Annotated in this window: 15 protein-coding genes; 11 read left to right on the top strand and 4 right to left on the bottom strand. The window is 72.0% G+C overall.

Features of this window, described 5'->3' with window-relative positions; translation table 11 throughout:
* Positions 1–31 precede the first annotated feature (31 nt).
* Positions 32–1,564, top strand: coding sequence for an SPFH domain-containing protein (locus tag N1031_RS05510; RefSeq protein ID WP_259478604.1), 1,533 nt, complete (start codon positions 32–34; stop codon positions 1,562–1,564).
* Positions 1,565–1,573: 9 nt separating this feature from the next.
* The gene (gene ligD / locus N1031_RS05505; protein ID WP_259478603.1) at positions 1,574–2,602 is read left to right on the top strand and encodes a non-homologous end-joining DNA ligase; all 1,029 of its coding nucleotides are present in this window, start codon (positions 1,574–1,576) and stop codon (positions 2,600–2,602) included.
* Positions 2,603–2,623: 21 nt separating this feature from the next.
* On the opposite strand, the gene N1031_RS05500 is transcribed toward ligD, so the two are convergent.
* On the bottom strand, positions 2,624–3,670 hold the full coding sequence (locus N1031_RS05500) for an ATP-dependent DNA ligase (RefSeq protein WP_259478602.1): 1,047 nt from the start codon (positions 3,668–3,670) through the stop codon (positions 2,624–2,626).
* Between the two features lie 77 nt (positions 3,671–3,747).
* Positions 3,748–4,410: a GntR family transcriptional regulator gene (locus N1031_RS05495; protein ID WP_259478601.1), complete on the bottom strand. Its 663-nt coding sequence runs from the start codon at positions 4,408–4,410 to the stop codon at positions 3,748–3,750.
* Between the two features lie 33 nt (positions 4,411–4,443).
* On the opposite strand from N1031_RS05495, the gene N1031_RS05490 reads away from it, so the two are divergent.
* Positions 4,444–4,938, top strand: a complete 495-nt coding sequence (locus tag N1031_RS05490) for a cation:proton antiporter regulatory subunit (RefSeq protein ID WP_259478600.1) — start codon at positions 4,444–4,446, stop codon at positions 4,936–4,938.
* Positions 4,939–4,960: 22 nt separating this feature from the next.
* Positions 4,961–6,142 (top strand): cation:proton antiporter, encoded by a 1,182-nt coding sequence (locus N1031_RS05485; RefSeq protein ID WP_259478599.1) that lies wholly within the window; start codon positions 4,961–4,963, stop codon positions 6,140–6,142.
* A gap of 45 nt (positions 6,143–6,187) precedes the next feature.
* On the opposite strand, the gene N1031_RS05480 is transcribed toward N1031_RS05485, so the two are convergent.
* Positions 6,188–7,000: an NAD(P)H-hydrate epimerase gene (locus N1031_RS05480; protein WP_259478598.1), complete on the bottom strand. Its 813-nt coding sequence runs from the start codon at positions 6,998–7,000 to the stop codon at positions 6,188–6,190.
* A 167-nt stretch (positions 7,001–7,167) separates the two neighbouring features.
* On the opposite strand from N1031_RS05480, the gene N1031_RS05475 reads away from it, so the two are divergent.
* The 7 genes from N1031_RS05475 to N1031_RS05445 all read left to right on the top strand — a co-directional run bounded on the left by N1031_RS05475 (position 7,168) and on the right by N1031_RS05445 (position 13,999).
* Positions 7,168–7,845, top strand: coding sequence for a DUF4956 domain-containing protein (locus tag N1031_RS05475; protein WP_259478597.1), 678 nt, complete (start codon positions 7,168–7,170; stop codon positions 7,843–7,845).
* Entirely contained in the window at positions 7,842–8,693 is an 852-nt protein-coding gene (locus N1031_RS05470; RefSeq protein WP_259478596.1) for a polyphosphate polymerase domain-containing protein, read from the top strand. The genes N1031_RS05475 and N1031_RS05470 overlap by 4 nt, the downstream gene beginning before the upstream one ends.
* A gap of 11 nt (positions 8,694–8,704) precedes the next feature.
* Positions 8,705–10,693: a carbohydrate-binding domain-containing protein gene (locus N1031_RS05465; protein WP_259478595.1), complete on the top strand. Its 1,989-nt coding sequence runs from the start codon at positions 8,705–8,707 to the stop codon at positions 10,691–10,693.
* Between the two features lie 376 nt (positions 10,694–11,069).
* A complete protein-coding gene (locus tag N1031_RS05460) occupies positions 11,070–11,951 on the top strand; it encodes an aggregation-promoting factor C-terminal-like domain-containing protein (protein ID WP_259478594.1) in 882 nt (293 codons plus the stop codon).
* Positions 11,952–12,018: 67 nt separating this feature from the next.
* Positions 12,019–12,777 carry a hypothetical protein gene (locus N1031_RS05455; RefSeq protein WP_259478593.1) on the top strand — a complete coding sequence of 253 codons (759 nt, stop codon included), beginning with the start codon at positions 12,019–12,021 and terminating at the stop codon, positions 12,775–12,777.
* On the top strand, positions 12,774–13,397 hold the full coding sequence (locus tag N1031_RS05450; RefSeq protein ID WP_259478592.1) for a hypothetical protein: 624 nt from the start codon (positions 12,774–12,776) through the stop codon (positions 13,395–13,397). Before N1031_RS05455 ends, N1031_RS05450 begins: the two co-directional genes overlap by 4 nt.
* The gene (locus N1031_RS05445; protein WP_259478591.1) at positions 13,394–13,999 is read left to right on the top strand and encodes a hypothetical protein; all 606 of its coding nucleotides are present in this window, start codon (positions 13,394–13,396) and stop codon (positions 13,997–13,999) included. The genes N1031_RS05450 and N1031_RS05445 overlap by 4 nt, the downstream gene beginning before the upstream one ends.
* On the opposite strand, the gene N1031_RS05440 is transcribed toward N1031_RS05445, so the two are convergent.
* Positions 13,966–15,240, bottom strand: coding sequence for a hypothetical protein (locus N1031_RS05440; RefSeq protein WP_259478590.1), 1,275 nt, complete (start codon positions 15,238–15,240; stop codon positions 13,966–13,968). The genes N1031_RS05445 and N1031_RS05440 overlap by 34 nt on opposite strands.
* Positions 15,241–15,266: the final 26 nt, after the last annotated feature.

Raw genomic sequence — 15,266 nt, 5'->3', positions numbered from 1 at the left:
ATCCGACCGCTCCCTCCTGGAAGGCCGCCTGTTGTTCTCGTTCGACTCCCTCCTCGCCGCCATCGGCGTCGCCGCCGGCATCGTGGTGCTGCTCATCGTGCTCATCGTGCTCCTGCGGGGCATCAAGGTGGCCAAGCCCGACGAGGCGATCATCGTCACCTCTCGTCAGAAGTCGGTGAAGCCCGGCACCACCCCGCTCGAAGAAGACGAGAACGCCGGCCAGCGCGTGGTGTTCGGCTCGCGCGTGTTCGTGAAGCCCATCGTGGAGGCCTACTTCAAGCTGTCGCTGCGCAGCCGGCAGCTCAACGTGCAGGCCACCGCGCAGACGAAGGACGCCATCACCATCAAGGTGAACGCGGTCGCCGTGGTGAAGGTGGGCGGCTCGGAGTCGATGGTGCGCGCCGCCGCCCAGCGCTTCCTCAACCAGCAGGACCAGATCGAGACCTCCACCGAGGAGGTGCTCTCGGGTTCGGTGCGATCGATCGTGGGTCAGCTCACGGTGACCGAGATCATCACCAACCGGCAGGCGCTCCAGGGCCAGGTGCTCGACGCGGTGCGCGAGTCGCTCGACGTGCAGGGGCTCCAGATCGACACGCTGCAGATCAAGGAGATCGACGACGACAACGGTTACATCCGCGACCTCGGGCGCGCGGAGGCCGCTCGCGTGAAGCAGGTCGCCGAGGTGGCCGAGTCGGTGGCGCGGCGCACCTCGGAGGAGGCGCGCATCGAGGCCGACCAGGCCGTCGCCGAGCAGCAGCGCAAGCTCGACCTGCGCAACGCCGAGATCCAGAAGGAGACCGACAAGGCGCGCGCCGAGGCCGCGGCCTCGAGGCCGCTGGCCGAGGCGATCTCGCAGCAGGAGGTCATCGCCCAGCAGGAGATCACCGCGGGCAAGCGCGTGGGTCTGCGCAAGCAGGAGCTCGACGCCGAGATCCGCGCGGTCGCCGACGCCGAGGCCTACTCGCTCGAGAAGAAGGCGCAGGCCGACGCCGCGGCGGCGGTCGCGGCCGCGAACGCCGAGCGCGACCGACGCAAGGCTGTGGCCGAGGCCGTGGAGGCCGAGGGTCTCGCCGAGCGCAACCGCCGTCGCAGCGCGGCCGAGGCCCTCGAGGCGGAGGGTGTGGCCGAGAAGAACCGGCGCATCGCCGCCTCGGAGGCGCTCAAGGCCGAGGGTGAGGCCGAGGCGACCGCCATCCGCCTCAAGGGTGCCGCCGAGGCGGAGGCCACGCGGGCGAAGGCCGACGCGCTGGAGGAGGGCGCCGACGACCTGCTGCGTCAGCAGGTGATCGCCGAGCTCCCCGCCATCGTGCGGGCCGCCTCCGAGCCGCTCGCGGCCATCGCGAACATGACCGTCATCTCGAGCGACGGGTCGGGCGCCTCGCAGGTGGGCGACAATGTGGCGTCGCAGCTGGCGTCGAGCGTGCAGATCGTGAAAGACCTCGTGGGCATCGACATCGCCGAGATCGTCACGGGGCGGGTGTCGGGTCAGGCCGCGGGCGAGGCGGCGGGCAAGGCGCTCGGAAAGGCGGCCGCTCCCCGCGTCACGCCGAAGGCCACGGAGTAGCGCAGAACGATGGCCAGCGAAGCGACGACGGTGTCGGTGCCCGGGCCCGACGGCGACCGCGAAATGCGGGTCTCCAGCCCCTCGCGGGTGCTCTGGCCTGAGCTCGGCATCACCAAGCTCGACTACGTCAACTACCTCGTCGCCGTCGGCGGGCCGTTCGTCGAGGCCAACGGCGATCGGCCGGTGGCGCTGCAGCGCTTTCCCGACGGGGTCGACGGCGACCAGTACTTCTCGAAGAACCCGCCCAAGGGTGCGCCCCCGTTCATCCGCGCGGTGACGGTCACCTACCCGAGCGCCCGCTCGCATCCGCAACTCGTCATCGACGAGCCGGCCGCCGCGGTGTGGGCGGCGCAGATGAACACGATCGTGTTCCACCCGTGGGCCTCGCGCGCCGAGACCTCCGACTTCCCCGACCAGTTGCGCATCGACCTCGACCCGCAGCCGGGCACGGAGTTCGCCGAGGCCGTGACGGCGGCTTTCGAGCTGCGTGCGGTGCTCGACGAGGCAGGGCTCACCGCGTTCGTCAAGACCTCGGGCAACCGGGGCCTGCACGTCTATGCGCCGATCGAGCCGGTCGCCGAGTTCCTCGACGTGCGGCACGCCGTCATCGCCGCGGCCCGTGAGCTCGAACGGCGGATGCCCACGGCGGTCACCACCCACTGGTGGAAGGAGGAGCGCGGCGAGCGCATCTTCGTCGACTTCAACCAGGCCAACCGCGACCGCACCATCGCCGGCGCTTACAGCGCCCGGGCGCTGCCGACCGCCACGGTCTCCACCCCGGTCACCTGGGAGGAGCTGCCGTCGGTCGACCCGGCCGCCTTCACCGTGCTGACGGTGCCCGAGAGGCTCGCGTCGGTGGGCGACCCGTGGGCGGGCATGGGTGCCTCGCCCGGGCGCATCGACACGCTGCTCGGCTGGTGGGAGCGCGACCTCGCGGCGGGGCTCGGCGAGCTGCCGTTCCCGCCCGACTTCCCGAAGATGCCGGGCGAGCCGCCCCGCGTGCAGCCCTCGCGGGCCAAAAAGTCCGTCGCCGAGTAAGCCCCCGTAGGGCTGCTCGGCTCAGTCGAGCACGGCCCCGAGGTCGTAGGAGTGCGGTAGCTCGAGCTGCTCGTAGGTGCACGACGCCGGGTCGCGATCGGGGCGCCAGCGCGCGAACTGCACGGTGTGCCGAAAGCGGTGTCCCTCCATCTGGTCGTACCGCACCTCCACCACCCGTTCGGGCCGCAGCTTCACGAACGACACGTCCTTCGCCGACGAGAAGCGATTGCGCTCGCCCTCGCCGCGCACGGCCTCACCCGACTCGTCGCGCTCGACCAGCGGCGCCAGCTCGTCGACCAGTTCGAGCCGCTTCACGTCGCTGAACGCCGAGATGCCGCCCACGCCGTAGAGCTCGCCGTTCTCACCGTAGAGTCCCACGAGCAGCGAGCCCACGCCCGCGCCGCTCTTGTGCACGCGGTAGCCGAGCACCACCACGTCGGCGCTGCGGTGGTGCTTGATCTTGAACAGGGTGCGCTTGCCCGGCGCGTACGGCGCGGCCAGCGGCTTGGCCACCACACCGTCGAGCCCCGCACCCTCGAAGCGTTCGAGCCAGGTGCGGGCGAGCTCGACGTCGCGCGTGGTGCGGGTGACGTGCAGCGGTGAGGCGAGCGGGCCCGCGAACTCCTCCAGTGCATCCCGCCGTCGTTCGAAGGGCCAGTCGAGCAGGTCTTCGCCGTCGAGGCTCAGCAGGTCGAAGGCCACGAACAGCGCCGGCGTCTCCTCCGCCAGCTTGCGGATGCGCGACTCCGCCGGGTGGATCCGCTGCGACAGCGCCTCCCAGTCCAGTCGCTGCGCCCCGGGCTCGCCCCGCGGCACCACCACCTCGCCGTCGAGCACGCAGCGCCGTGGCAGGAGGCGGGCGAGGGCCTCGGTCAGTTCGGGGAAGTACCGCGTGAGCGGCTTCGCGCCGCGGCTTCCGATCTCGACGGTGTCGCCGTCGAACGACACGATCCCGCGGAACCCGTCCCATTTGGGCTCGTACGACAGCCCGCCCTCCACCTTCCCGGGATCCGGGACGGCGTCCACCGCCTTGGCGAGCATCGGCGCGGGCAACTCAGCGTGCGTCATCCTCTGATCATGCCGCGCCGCCTGGCTCGGCGCATCCTGTGGCTGAGCCTCGCGCATCCCACCCGCGGGCGGCCACGTCAGGGCGACGACGCCGGGGGATCGTGGCGGAGGGCGAGCAGCTGCTGGGCGGAGTGGGCGAGGTGGGCGCGCACGGCGGCGTCGCCCGAGTCGGCGATCTCGGCGAGGAGGCGGTCGTGCTGGTCGGCCATCTCGTCGGCGGGGAGCAGCGGTCGAAGCTGGGCGAGGAAGAGCAGCAGTTCGCTCTCGAGGCCCGCGTGCGCCTCGGTGATGCGCGGGCTGCCCGCCGCCGCCACCAGCGCGTGGTGCAGGGCGGCGTGCGCCTCTTCGATCGCGCGATGGTCGTGCGGTGCGGTCTCGCACACGTCACGGAGGCGTGCGTTCGCCGCGCTCACCGCATCCGGAATCTCGATCGCGCCCTCGGATGCACTCCCCAGCAGCCGCACCGCCTCGGCCTCCAGCGCGGTGCGGTACTGCATCAGCGCCACGATGTCGTCGTCGCTGAACGCCCGCACCCGTGCCCCCCGATACGGCTCGAAGTCGACCAGCCGCTGGGCAGCGAGGCGCTGCAACGCGGCTCGGACGGTGTGCCGGTTCACCCCGTACTCCGCCGCGAGGGCGGCCTCGCGCAGGGGCTCGGCGGCCTCCAGCCCGGCGTCGAGGATCAGCTCGCGCAGCGTGTCGGCGAGCTGCTCGACCGCGGTCGAGGGCTGGTCGGTCATTCCTCGAGCGTAGTGTCGGGTAGCCTGTGCCTCGTGAGCGTACGCATCGAGAAGGTCGACCTGCCGGGAATCGGCACGCGTCACGACCTGCTGACCGACGGTGGCCGCCGCGTGAGCGTCGTGTCGCACCGCGACGGCGAGCGCGACCTGGCGCTCTTCGACGTCGACGATCCGGATGCGTCGAGCGAGTCGGTGGCCCTGACCGACGACGAGGCGGCGGCGCTCGCCGACCTGCTCGGCAGCTCGGTCACGATGTCGCGCCTCACCAGTCTCGCGGGCGACGCCGAGGGTCTCTTCACCGAGCAGCTCGCGCTGCCGACCGACTCGCCCTACCTCAACCGGCCGCTGGGCGACACCAAGGCGCGCACCCGCACGCGGGTGTCGATCGTGGCGCTCGTGCGGGGCGACAAGGTCATCCCGTCGCCCACGCCCGCCGAGGTGCTGCGGCCGGGCGACGTGATCGTGGCCGTCGGCATCCGCGAAGGCCTCGACCTGCTGGCCCGCATCGTGGCCAACGGGCCCGACTGAGCCGCCCCCGCCCAGATCCGCCATGCACGAGACGACGCTGATCCTGATCGAGGTCGGCGCGCTCCTGCTCGGAATGAGCCTGCTGGGACGGCTGGCCCTGCGCATCGGCATCTCGCCCATCCCGTTCTACCTGCTCGTGGGGTTGCTCTTCGGCGAGGGCGGGCTGGTGCCGCTCGACGCCAGCGAGGACTTCTTCACGGTCGGGGCCGAGATCGGCGTCATCCTGCTGCTGGCGCTGCTCGGGCTCGAGTACACGGCACAGGAGCTGCTCACGAACCTCAAGCAGTCGCGCACCGCGGGGCTGCTCGACTCGCTGTTCAACGCGCTGCCCGGTGCGCTGCTCGCGCTCGTGCTGGGCTGGGGGCCGGTCGCGGCGGTGACGCTCGCCGGCATCACGTGGGTGTCGTCGTCGGGCGTGGTGGCGAAGATGCTGCGCGATCTCGGGCGTCTGAGCAACCGCGAGACCCCGATCGTGCTGGCGATCCTCGTGCTCGAAGATCTCGCGATGGCGTTCTACCTGCCGATCCTGGCGGCGCTCGTGGTGGGGGTGAGCCTGTTGCAGGGGGCCGTGACCGTGGCCATCGCGGTGGCGGTGGTCGCGGGCATCCTGTTCGTGGCGCTGCGATTCGGCTCCGTCATCTCGCGGCTGTTCACGCCCGAGCATCCCGAACCCCTGCTGCTCGGGGTGCTCGGGCTCACCATGCTCGTGGCGGGGCTCGCCGCCGAGGTGAACGTGTCGGCGGCGGTGGGGGCGTTCCTCGTGGGGATCGCGCTGTCGGGGCGGGTGGCGCACCAGGCGAGCCAGGTGCTCACGCCGCTGCGCGACCTGTTCGCGGCGGTGTTCTTCGTGTTCTTCGGGCTCTCTACCGATGCGGGGGAGCTGCTCACGATGATCGTGCCCGCGGCACTGCTGGCGGCGGCGACGATGGCGACCAAGGTGGCGACCGGGTATCTCGCGGCCAAGCGCGGCGGCATCGGGGTGCCCGGGCGGTGGCGCGCGGGGCTGGCGCTCACGCCGCGGGGCGAGTTCTCGATCGTGATCGCGGGGCTCGCGGTGAGCGCGGGGGTGGAGCCGCGGCTGGCGCCGCTCGCGACGGCCTACGTGCTCATCACGGTGGTGGTGGGGCCGTTCCTGGCAAGGATTCCCGACACCGTCTGGTTCAAGCAGGCGGTGCGGCGGCGGAGGCTCGTGGGTTCTGCATAGGAATCCGGGGTGGCATCCACATAGTGTCGATGCCACCCCGGATTCCTATGCAGAACCTACGGTGACGGCGGGTTCGAGCAGCGCGAGGTCGGCCTCGATGCCGATCGGCACCAGCACCACCTCACCGGCGAGCTGCGGGCCGTGCCCCCGCAGCAGGCCGGCCTTCACCCCGCCGAAGGTGACCGTGAGGTCGGCGGGCAGAATCAGGCCGTCGGTGTCGCCGGTGTCGGGGTCGAGCCCGCTCGGCAGGTCGACGGCCACGACGGCCGGTGCCACGCGCACGGGAGCCGCCTGCAGCAGGGCGGCCGCGGTCTCGGGCGCGTAGCCGCCGAGGGGCACCGCTTCCACCGGGTCGGCACCCGCGAGCGTCACGGCCCGCAGCAGCTGCACCACGCGGCGTGCCTCCCCGCGCAACGCGGCTGCGGGCGCGGCGCCGGCGGCGGCACCGGTCCCGAGAAGGGCGTCCATGACGACCTCCACCGGGAGCACGCCCGAGGCGAGCGTGTCGAGCACGGCGTCGGCGCCCCCCGCACCCACCAGCCGCACCCCCGCGGCCACCGCAGCATCGCGCCCTGCCTCGTGCACCCGCGACCCCAGCGTCAGCGCGATCACCTCGTGCCCCCACCCCGCCAGCAGCGCCCCCGCGAACAGCCCGTCGCCGCCGTTCGATCCCGACCCCACGAGCACCAGAACCCGCACGCCAGACCCCGGTGCCTCCCCGCGCGCCGCGAGCCGTGCCGCGATCAGTCCCCGGATGCGCTCCGCCAACCCCCGAGAAGCCCTCTCCATCAGCGGCTCACCCGCCTCGAGGTGCGGCCGCTCCGCCTCGCGCACCTGCTGCGCCGTGTATCCGTGCATGACCACATCCTCGGCCGACCCGGCCCACCCGGCAACCCGCCGGACGCCCCACCCCGCAATCCGGTCCGCCGATTCGAAACCCCGCCATAGACGCGTCATAGGAACGGCATAGCCACGCAGCGCTGAATGGACATCGTCCGTTTCCGCCTAGTTCATCTGGAGCCTCCGTGTCGCAAGCACTCCTCGTCGCCATCGATCTCGTGGCGGTCGGCATCCTCACCTTCGGTCTCTACTTCCGCCGCCATCACCGCCGCGACCTTGTCGTCGCCTTCCTGGGCGTGAACGTGGGCGTGCTCGCCGTCTCGATGGTGCTCGGCTCCTCCACCATCGGTGCCGGCCTCGGTCTCGGCCTCTTCGGTGTGCTCTCGATCATCCGCCTCCGCTCCGACGAGATCGCCCAGCACGAGGTGGCCTACTACTTCTCGGCGCTGGCTCTCGGCCTCCTCGCCGGCCTCACCTCGACGGTCACGGTGCTGACGGTCAGCCTCATGGCGCTCATCCTCGTCGTGATGTTCATCGGCGACAACCACGCGCTCTTCCCGAGATACCGGCAGCAGACCGTGGTGGTCGACCGTGCGTACACCGACGAAGCCGCCCTCACCGCCCACCTCGAGCAGCTGCTCGGCGGGCGCGTGCGCCAGGTGCAGGTGAAGAGCCTCGACCTGGTGAACGACACCACCCTCGTCGACGTGCGGTTCCAGGTTCAGGATGCGCGTGGCCGCGCGCGGAGGGACGCCCAGGAGTCTCACGTGGCCGAGGTGGTGCCGTCCGCGCGGCAGGCCCCGTCCGCGCAGCCGGCCCCGCTCGCCCCGGCCCCGACTGTGCCGAGCGAGGTGCTCCGATGACCCTCCTCGCCCCCGACGCCGCCCGCGCCACCGACCTCGACCGCGCCGAGCTGCTCGTGCACGCCTTCGACCCCATCAGCCTCGACGAGCTCATCGAGCGCGCCTCGCTGCAGACCAGAGTCGACCGAAAGTACGTGGTGCCGACCCGCGACCTCGCCGCGGTGCTCGGCGAACTCGACGACTCGACCCGCGTGCTCGAGATGGAGGAGGTGCGCGACTTCCGCTACGAGTCGGTGTACTTCGACACCCCCGGGCTCGACAGCTTCTGGATGGCGGCGCACGGTCGCCGCCGCCGGTTCAAGATGCGCACCCGCGCCTACGTCGACTCCGCCACGGCCTTCTTCGAGGTGAAGACCCGCGGCGCGCGCTCGGCGACGGTGAAAGACCGTCTGGAGTACGCCTTCTCCGACCGCGAGTCGCTCACCGACGCCGGACTCGACTACGCCGCCGACACCCTCGACGCGGCCGGCATCGCGCTCGACCTCGACGGGCTCAGCGCCACCCTGGTCACCCGCTACCGCCGCACCACCCTGTTCGTGCCCGGCCTCGACGAGAGCCGCGCCACCATCGACACCCACCTGGAGTGGGCCACGGCGGGTGCCTCGCTCGAGACCCCGCACGTGGTGGTCGTCGAGACCAAGTCGGGCTCCCGCCCCTCGCGCGTCGACCGTGTGCTCTGGTCGCACGGCCACCGCCCCGACACCATCTCGAAATACGGCACCGGGCTCGCCGCCCTCGACCCCCGCCTCCGCGCGAACAAGTGGGCCCGCACCCTGCGGCGCCACTTCGACGCCCCCCTCGACCCTCGGGTCGACACCCACCCAGACCCCACCCTCCCGCTCACCTGAAGGAGCACGCCATGAACACCCGCCCCCGCCGCCGCCTCGTCTTCCCCCTCCTCGCCGGAGGCATCGTCACAGTCGGCCTCCTCGCCGGCTGCGCCACCCTCGTCACCACCGACACCGGTTCGGGCACCACCGCCCAGACCACCGTCGACTCCACCGGCACCACCGCCGACGCCACCGGTGTCGACGCCACGCAGAACGCCGCCGCGGTGCGCGCCGCCAACGACTCCGCGCACGAGTTCACGAACGACGACAGCGGTGACGCCGAAGCGACCGTCATCACCCTCACCGGCGACTCCGCCACCGTCACGAACGCCGACGGCAGCGCCGCCGACGCCGCGGCCGTGACGGTCGACGGCACCACGGTCACCATCACCGCCTCCGGCACCTACCGCGTCACCGGCACCCTCGCCGACGGCCAGCTGGTCGTGAACTCCGGAGACACCGGCACCGTGCGCCTCATCCTCGACGACGCCGACATCTCCAGCAGCACCACCTCGGCGATCGACGTCGAGGCCGCCGAGGAGGTGGTGCTCGTACTGGCCGACGGCAGCTCGAACAGCCTCAGCGACACCGCGAGCTACGACGACACCGCCGAGGCGAACGCGGCGCTCTACAGCGCGGCCGACCTCCTCATCACCGGCGACGGCGCGCTCAGCATCACCGGCAACGGCAACGACGGCATCACCGGCAAGGATGCGCTGGTCATCGAGTCGGGCGACATCACGGTCGACGCGGTCGACGACGGCATCCGCGGCAAGCACTACCTCGTCATCACGGGCGGCACTCTCGACGTGACCGCGGGCGGCGACGGCCTGAAGTCCGACGCCGACGACGACGCCACCCCGGGCTACATCGACATCTCGGGCGGCACCATCTCGGTGGTGGCCGGCGATGACGGCGTGCAGGCTGAGACCGACGTGGTGGTCACCGGCGGCACCCTCGATGTGACGGCGGGTGGCGGCTCCGGCGAGGCGGATGCGCGGGATACCGCGACCGGCTCCGGCTGGGACGACGACGCCGCATCGAGCGACACCAGCACCAGCGGCACCAGCACCACCGACACCACCGAGGACTCCACCCACAAGGGCATCTCGAGCGGCGTCATCACCGTGCTCGAGGGCGGCACCGTCTCGGTCGACGCCTCCGACGACGCCGTCAACTCCTCCGCCTACGTGCACGTCTCCGACGGCGACGTCACGCTCACCGCGGGTGACGACGGCGTGCACGCCGACACCGCGCTCGTCGTCGACGGCGGCACCCTCGAGGTGACCGGGTCCTACGAGGGCCTCGAGTCGGCCGACATCACCATCGCCGGCGGGGCCACCACCGTCACCTCCTCCGACGACGGCCTCAACGCCGCCGGCGGCACCACGGAGGCCACCGAGGGCGCCGGCGGCGCCGGGGGCGGTGAGATGAGCGTGGGCGACTACTCCATCACCATCTCGGGCGGCACCCTCGTGGTCGACGCCGACGGCGACGGCCTCGACTCCAACGGCACCATGACCATCACGGGCGGCACCACCGTCGTGAGCGGCCCCACCGGCAACGGCAACGGCGCGCTCGACGTGAACGGCGACTTCACCATCTCGGGCGGTGTGCTGCTCGCGGCCGGCAGCTCGGGCATGGTCGTGTCGCCGAGCACTTCGTCGAGCCAGGGCTGGATCTCGGCCACCCTCGACTCCACCGTCGACGCCGGCACGATCGTGCACGTCGTCTCCGACGACGGCACCGAGCTCGCCTCGTTCGAGTCGTCGAAGCAGTTCCAGAACATCGTCTACTCGTCGTCGTCGATCTCCACGGGCGCGAGCTACAGCATCGTGGTGGGCGGCACCGTCTCGGGCGACCTGCTCGGCGGCCTGGCCACCTCGGGCGACAGCTCGGGCGGCACCACCGCGACCACGGTCACCGCCGGTGAGGCGGCCGCGGGCGGGATGGGCGGGGGCGGCATGAGCGGCGGCCCCGGCGGTTCGGGGGGAGGCCCGGGCACCCGCCAGGGCTGACCGGGTTTCGCCACAGCCGTTCACTCCGCCGGCCACCCAGCCGACCGGACGGTCGGCCCACCCACAGGGCCGGATGCGCGGGCCACCCGCCCCGTGCACCCGGCCCATTACGGTGTATGGAGATTTCTCCCAGAAACGCCACCCATACTTGTGGCTTCAATCGTTCGCCGCGGCAGACCCGAACCCCGACCCGACCCGAAGACCCGGGCGAACGCCACGTGAGACGCCGACCGAGTGCACGCCACACCGCGTGCACCCCCCGAGTGCCGCGTGGAGAGACACCGTCCGTCAGCGCCGGCCCGCCCGCGCGACCCCGCCGACCCGACGTCGGCCGCTCCGTCGTGCCCGTGTGCGCCGGCTGAACCTCAGGATCAGCATGCACATCTCCTCCCCCCTCGAATCCACCACCGTCGAAGCGCCGCTCACCCGCCGAGAACTCCGCCGCCGCAGGCGCGGCGCACGCCTTCGGGCCGTCGCCGCCCCGATCGCGGGCGTCGCCGCCGCCGGGCTGCTCGTCACCGTCGCCGGCTTCGCGCATCCGACCCTGGCCAACGCCGCCACCCCGGCCGGCGTCAACCTGTCGGCCACCACACCGGTGAGCTCGAACGCCGCTGCGGCCGACGACGGCGACACTCTCTTCGCCCGCACGGCCGAACGCGCCGACGAGCGCGCGGCCACGGCGCTCGCGAGCGCCAACGTGGTGCTCGGCTCGGCGAAGGGCAAGGTCGACGACTCCACCCTCGTGAGCTCGATCGCGGCCCTGGCGAACTACGCCTACCTCGACACCACGACGGTGCAGAGCCTCACGAACACGGCCGTCGCCGCCACGGCCGTCGTGCAGGCCGGTGTGGCTGCGGTCGACAAGGCCGCCGCCGACGCCGCTGCCGCGGAGGCCGCCGCGGCCGCGGCAGCCGCCCAGGCGATCGCCGACCGCATCGCTCTGGCGGCCACCCCCGACGGCGCCCGCACGGTGGCCGCCGAGCTCGCCGCCGAGAACTACGGCTGGGGCGACGACCAGTTCCAGTGCCTCGACTCGCTCTGGACCAAGGAGTCGGGCTGGAACTACCAGGCCGAGAACGCCTCGAGCGGCGCTTTCGGCATCCCGCAGTCGCTGCCCGGTTCGAAGATGTCGTCGATCGCCGACGACTGGGCCACGAACGCGGTCACCCAGATCACCTGGGGCCTCGACTACATCGCGCGCGGCTACGGCACGCCCTGCTCCGCCTGGTCGCACTCGCAGTCGGTGAACTGGTACTGATCGGCCGACCTGTTGACTCGGTCGCTGACACGGGCCGCGACGAGGGCATCGAGGTACGCTCGAGGAGGTGACGACACCGACCGAGCGGCCCCCGGCCGACGAGCCGAAGGCGGCGGCCACCCGCCGTGCCGCCGCCGGCGGAGTCGCCCGGCCGGGTATCGGCACCCGGGCCAGGGCCCTCGGCGACAAGGTGCCCACGAAGTGGCTCGTCTCGGGACTGTTCGCCGTGTTCCTCGCGTGCTCCGCCCTTTTCGGTGGTCTCGAGACCGCCGCCGTCACGCCGCCCCCGGCGCTCGCCGCGGGTGAGCCCTACAGCGGGGCGCAGCTGCGCATCGCTGTCGAGCGGGCGGCGCTCATCGACGGCTTCCCCGAGCAGTACATCGAGCCCGAGACCGAGGGCAACCGGCTGCTCGTGGTGGTCGCCACCGTCGAGAACCTCTGGCGCAACCCGGCCTCCACCATCTCGAACATCGGCGCCGCCGACAACCTGCGGCCGGTGGGCGTCGCGGGGCTCGACGCCGCCTCCGAGCCGTTGACGGTGGCGGTGCTGAACGACGGTGCCGAGTACCCGGAGCTGCAGACCGGCGTGCCGATCGAGCTCGCGTTCATCTGGGAGGTGACTCCGGATGCGGTGGCCGACGGTGACGAGATCGCTGTCGACGTGTACGACAAGAGCTACCGCGCCGACGGCTTCGTCACCTCGGGGGAGCGCTGGGAGAACCCGGTGGTCGCCGCGACCGTCACGCTCGAGGTCGCCGACGTGGGCGCCGGCGTGACCGAGGACGATCAGGCAGAGAACGACCAGGCCGACGGGAGCGACGGATGAGTGGGGCCGTCACCGAGACCGCCGCACCGTCGGCGAGAGTGCCGTGGTGGCGTCACCTCGCGCACGGCGTGGTGCTGGTCGTCGTGCTGGTGGTGGCGGGGGTCGTCGCCCACACGGCACCCACCGACGCCGGATGGCAGGCCGCCATCCCGGTGTCGGGGCAGCTCGGCGAGCGGGTCGTGGGGCGCAACATCGCGGCCACCGTCGACGAGGTACGGGTCGCCGAGCGGGTTGTGGCGTCGAACGGCTGGGCCGGCGAGACCACGGGGGTGTGGGTGGTGGTGGACGCGACCGTCGAATCGGTCGTCGACGACTTCGGCGCGCTGCTCGGCACCGCGCAGCTGCGAGTGGGCGACGTGGTGTACAGCGCCTCGGACCGCCCCGATCTCGGCACGCTGGCCGGCGACTCGCTCGCCACGGGCATCCCCACCTCGGGCCCGCTGATGTTCGAGGTGCCGAGGGCCGTGCTGCAGTCCGAGGAGGCGGCGCACGCGACCGTGCAACTCGCGATCAACTCCGATCCGCGCGCCGACTCGATGATCGAGGTGCCCATCGACCTCACCGCGCTCGAGCTGCAGTCCTCGATCGAGACCGCCGAACCCGGATGGGCGAACCCGTGAGCGCGTCGCAGCCCGTGAACACGCCGCAGAAGGGCTGGTGGCGGCGCAACGCCGTGGGACTCGTGGCGCTCGCCGTGCTGGCGCCGGCGACCGTCGGGGTGATGTTCTCCACCGAGTTCGGCGGGTACATCTCCGGTCGGCCGAGCGCGCCGATCGAGGTGGCGGCCGAGGCCACGGCCGACTTCGCCGGGGCCTCCTGGAGCCTCGAGAGCGTGCGGAGGATCGCCGCCGATGACCCCGCGGGCCAGGAGGCGGGCCTTCCCGAGGGCACCGACCTCGTCGTGGTGACGACGCGGGTCGAGCCCGGAGAACTCGACGAGGAGGGACGCTCACCGGGCTGCATCGTGCGGCTCGACGAGCTCGACGGCGCTGGGGGAGCGGTGCTGCGCACGTGGAGCGACTCCGCGTTCTCGGCCATCGATCACGACACCGCCGACGACAGCAGCAGTTACTGCGACACCGAGCTCACCACGCCCTACCGGCTCGAGTCGATCTTCCTGGTGCCCTCGGATGCGGGGGAGCATCTGGCGCTGCAGGTGCAGGTCGCCGCGGAGCTCCCGCGCTACCTTCACGTGGCGGTGACCGCTCCGCCCGCATCCTGAGCACTCGCATCCTGGGCCGCCGCCTCCCGCCGCTCCTCGAGCTTGCGCAGGCAGAAGTCGTAGGCGGCGGCGATGAGGCACAATCGCAACGGCTCGAGCACGGCGTTCACCACGAAGATGAGCACCGCGTCGAAGTTCATCCAGAACGCACCCAGCTCGTGGGGGCCGATGAGCCGCACGCCGGCCAGCAGCAGCCACGACCCCGCGGCGTCGATGACGGTGTAGGCGAGCACGAACAGCCCCATCGGCACCACACCCGCCCGCCAGATGAGCAGCAGCGCGTCCGCGAGCGGGCGCCAGCGGTCGGTGAGGTCGGCGCCCACGTCGCGGGCACGGCGTAGCACGCCCTTCGGCAGGGCCGCCATCCGGTCGCGCACGCCGGTGTAGTAGCGGTGAGTGGGCTGCAAGGCCACCGTCGGCTTCGCCAGGGCGCGGCCGTAGACGATGCCGGCGAGGGTGAGCCAGGCGAGGGGCAGCAGCACGAGCGCGCCGGCTTCGCCGATGGCCCACTCCGCGCCGTGCCAGATCCAGGCCAGCGGGGCCACGAGGTCGAACGCGGCATCCTTTACCGACTCGAACCACACCGTGCCGGCCCGCGTGTCGATCCAGTTCTGGAACTGCCCGGTGTAGTTGCTGATGAGGAAGAGGGTGAGGAAGACCCAGACAGACTCCAGGTACACCGCCACCAGGTTCGTCCACCGCGGCAGCTTCGCCGCGTAGCGCTTGAGCAGGAAACGGCCCGTGAACGCCACCACGATCGCGACGATCGTCCACACGTCGAGCTGCAGCTCCAGCACCCGGGAGCCCGCGCCGGCGGCGTCGTCGGCGAAGTAGTCGATGTTGCCGAGGGCCTTCTCGGCGTACTCCCGCACGTCGTCGGCGAGAAGCTGCCAGGCGGCGTAGAACGCGAAGAACGGCAGGATGCTCACCAGTACGATCTCGGTCACGCGCTGCCGGGGGCCGGTCGCCGTGCGGTCGACGGCGTCGCCGCCGGTGGCGCGGAGTTCACGGAAGGCGGGCATGTCACCGCGCAGCACGAGGAACATCGCGATGAAGCTGCCGAGCCGGGCCAGAATGGCCAGCGGCAGGATGAGCAGGCCCAGCAGACTCGACGTCGCGCCGAAGAACGCGGCCACCTCGATGACCAGGTAGCGCACCAGCCAGCCGGCGAGGAACCAGGCGAGCAGCACCGGCCAGCGCGCCGCGGCGAGGCGGAGGGTGCTGGTCAGAACGGCGGCCACGCCCTCACGCTACAACGGGTTCCCCG

This window comes from Herbiconiux moechotypicola (assembly GCF_024979255.1).
In the GTDB taxonomy this organism is placed as follows: Bacteria; Actinomycetota; Actinomycetes; order Actinomycetales; family Microbacteriaceae; genus Herbiconiux; species Herbiconiux moechotypicola.
The sequence above is the reverse complement of the archived record's forward strand: the minus strand, read 5'-3'. Positions and strand labels throughout refer to the sequence as shown.

Bases quoted from the DNA above. Each gene is read 5' to 3' on its own strand.
- N1031_RS05450 (WP_259478592.1), top strand. From the start codon at position 12,774: ATGAGTGGGGCCGTCACCGAGACCGCCGCACCGTCGGCGAGAGTGCCG.
- N1031_RS05460 (WP_259478594.1), top strand. From the start codon at position 11,070: ATGCACATCTCCTCCCCCCTCGAATCCACCACCGTCGAAGCGCCGCTC.
- N1031_RS05470 (WP_259478596.1), top strand. From the start codon at position 7,842: ATGACCCTCCTCGCCCCCGACGCCGCCCGCGCCACCGACCTCGACCGC.
- N1031_RS05485 (WP_259478599.1), top strand. From the start codon at position 4,961: ATGCACGAGACGACGCTGATCCTGATCGAGGTCGGCGCGCTCCTGCTC.
- N1031_RS05465 (WP_259478595.1), top strand. From the start codon at position 8,705: ATGAACACCCGCCCCCGCCGCCGCCTCGTCTTCCCCCTCCTCGCCGGA.
- ligD (WP_259478603.1), top strand. From the start codon at position 1,574: ATGGCCAGCGAAGCGACGACGGTGTCGGTGCCCGGGCCCGACGGCGAC.
- N1031_RS05500 (WP_259478602.1), bottom strand. From the start codon at position 3,670: ATGACGCACGCTGAGTTGCCCGCGCCGATGCTCGCCAAGGCGGTGGAC.
- N1031_RS05480 (WP_259478598.1), bottom strand. From the start codon at position 7,000: ATGCACGGATACACGGCGCAGCAGGTGCGCGAGGCGGAGCGGCCGCAC.
- N1031_RS05495 (WP_259478601.1), bottom strand. From the start codon at position 4,410: ATGACCGACCAGCCCTCGACCGCGGTCGAGCAGCTCGCCGACACGCTG.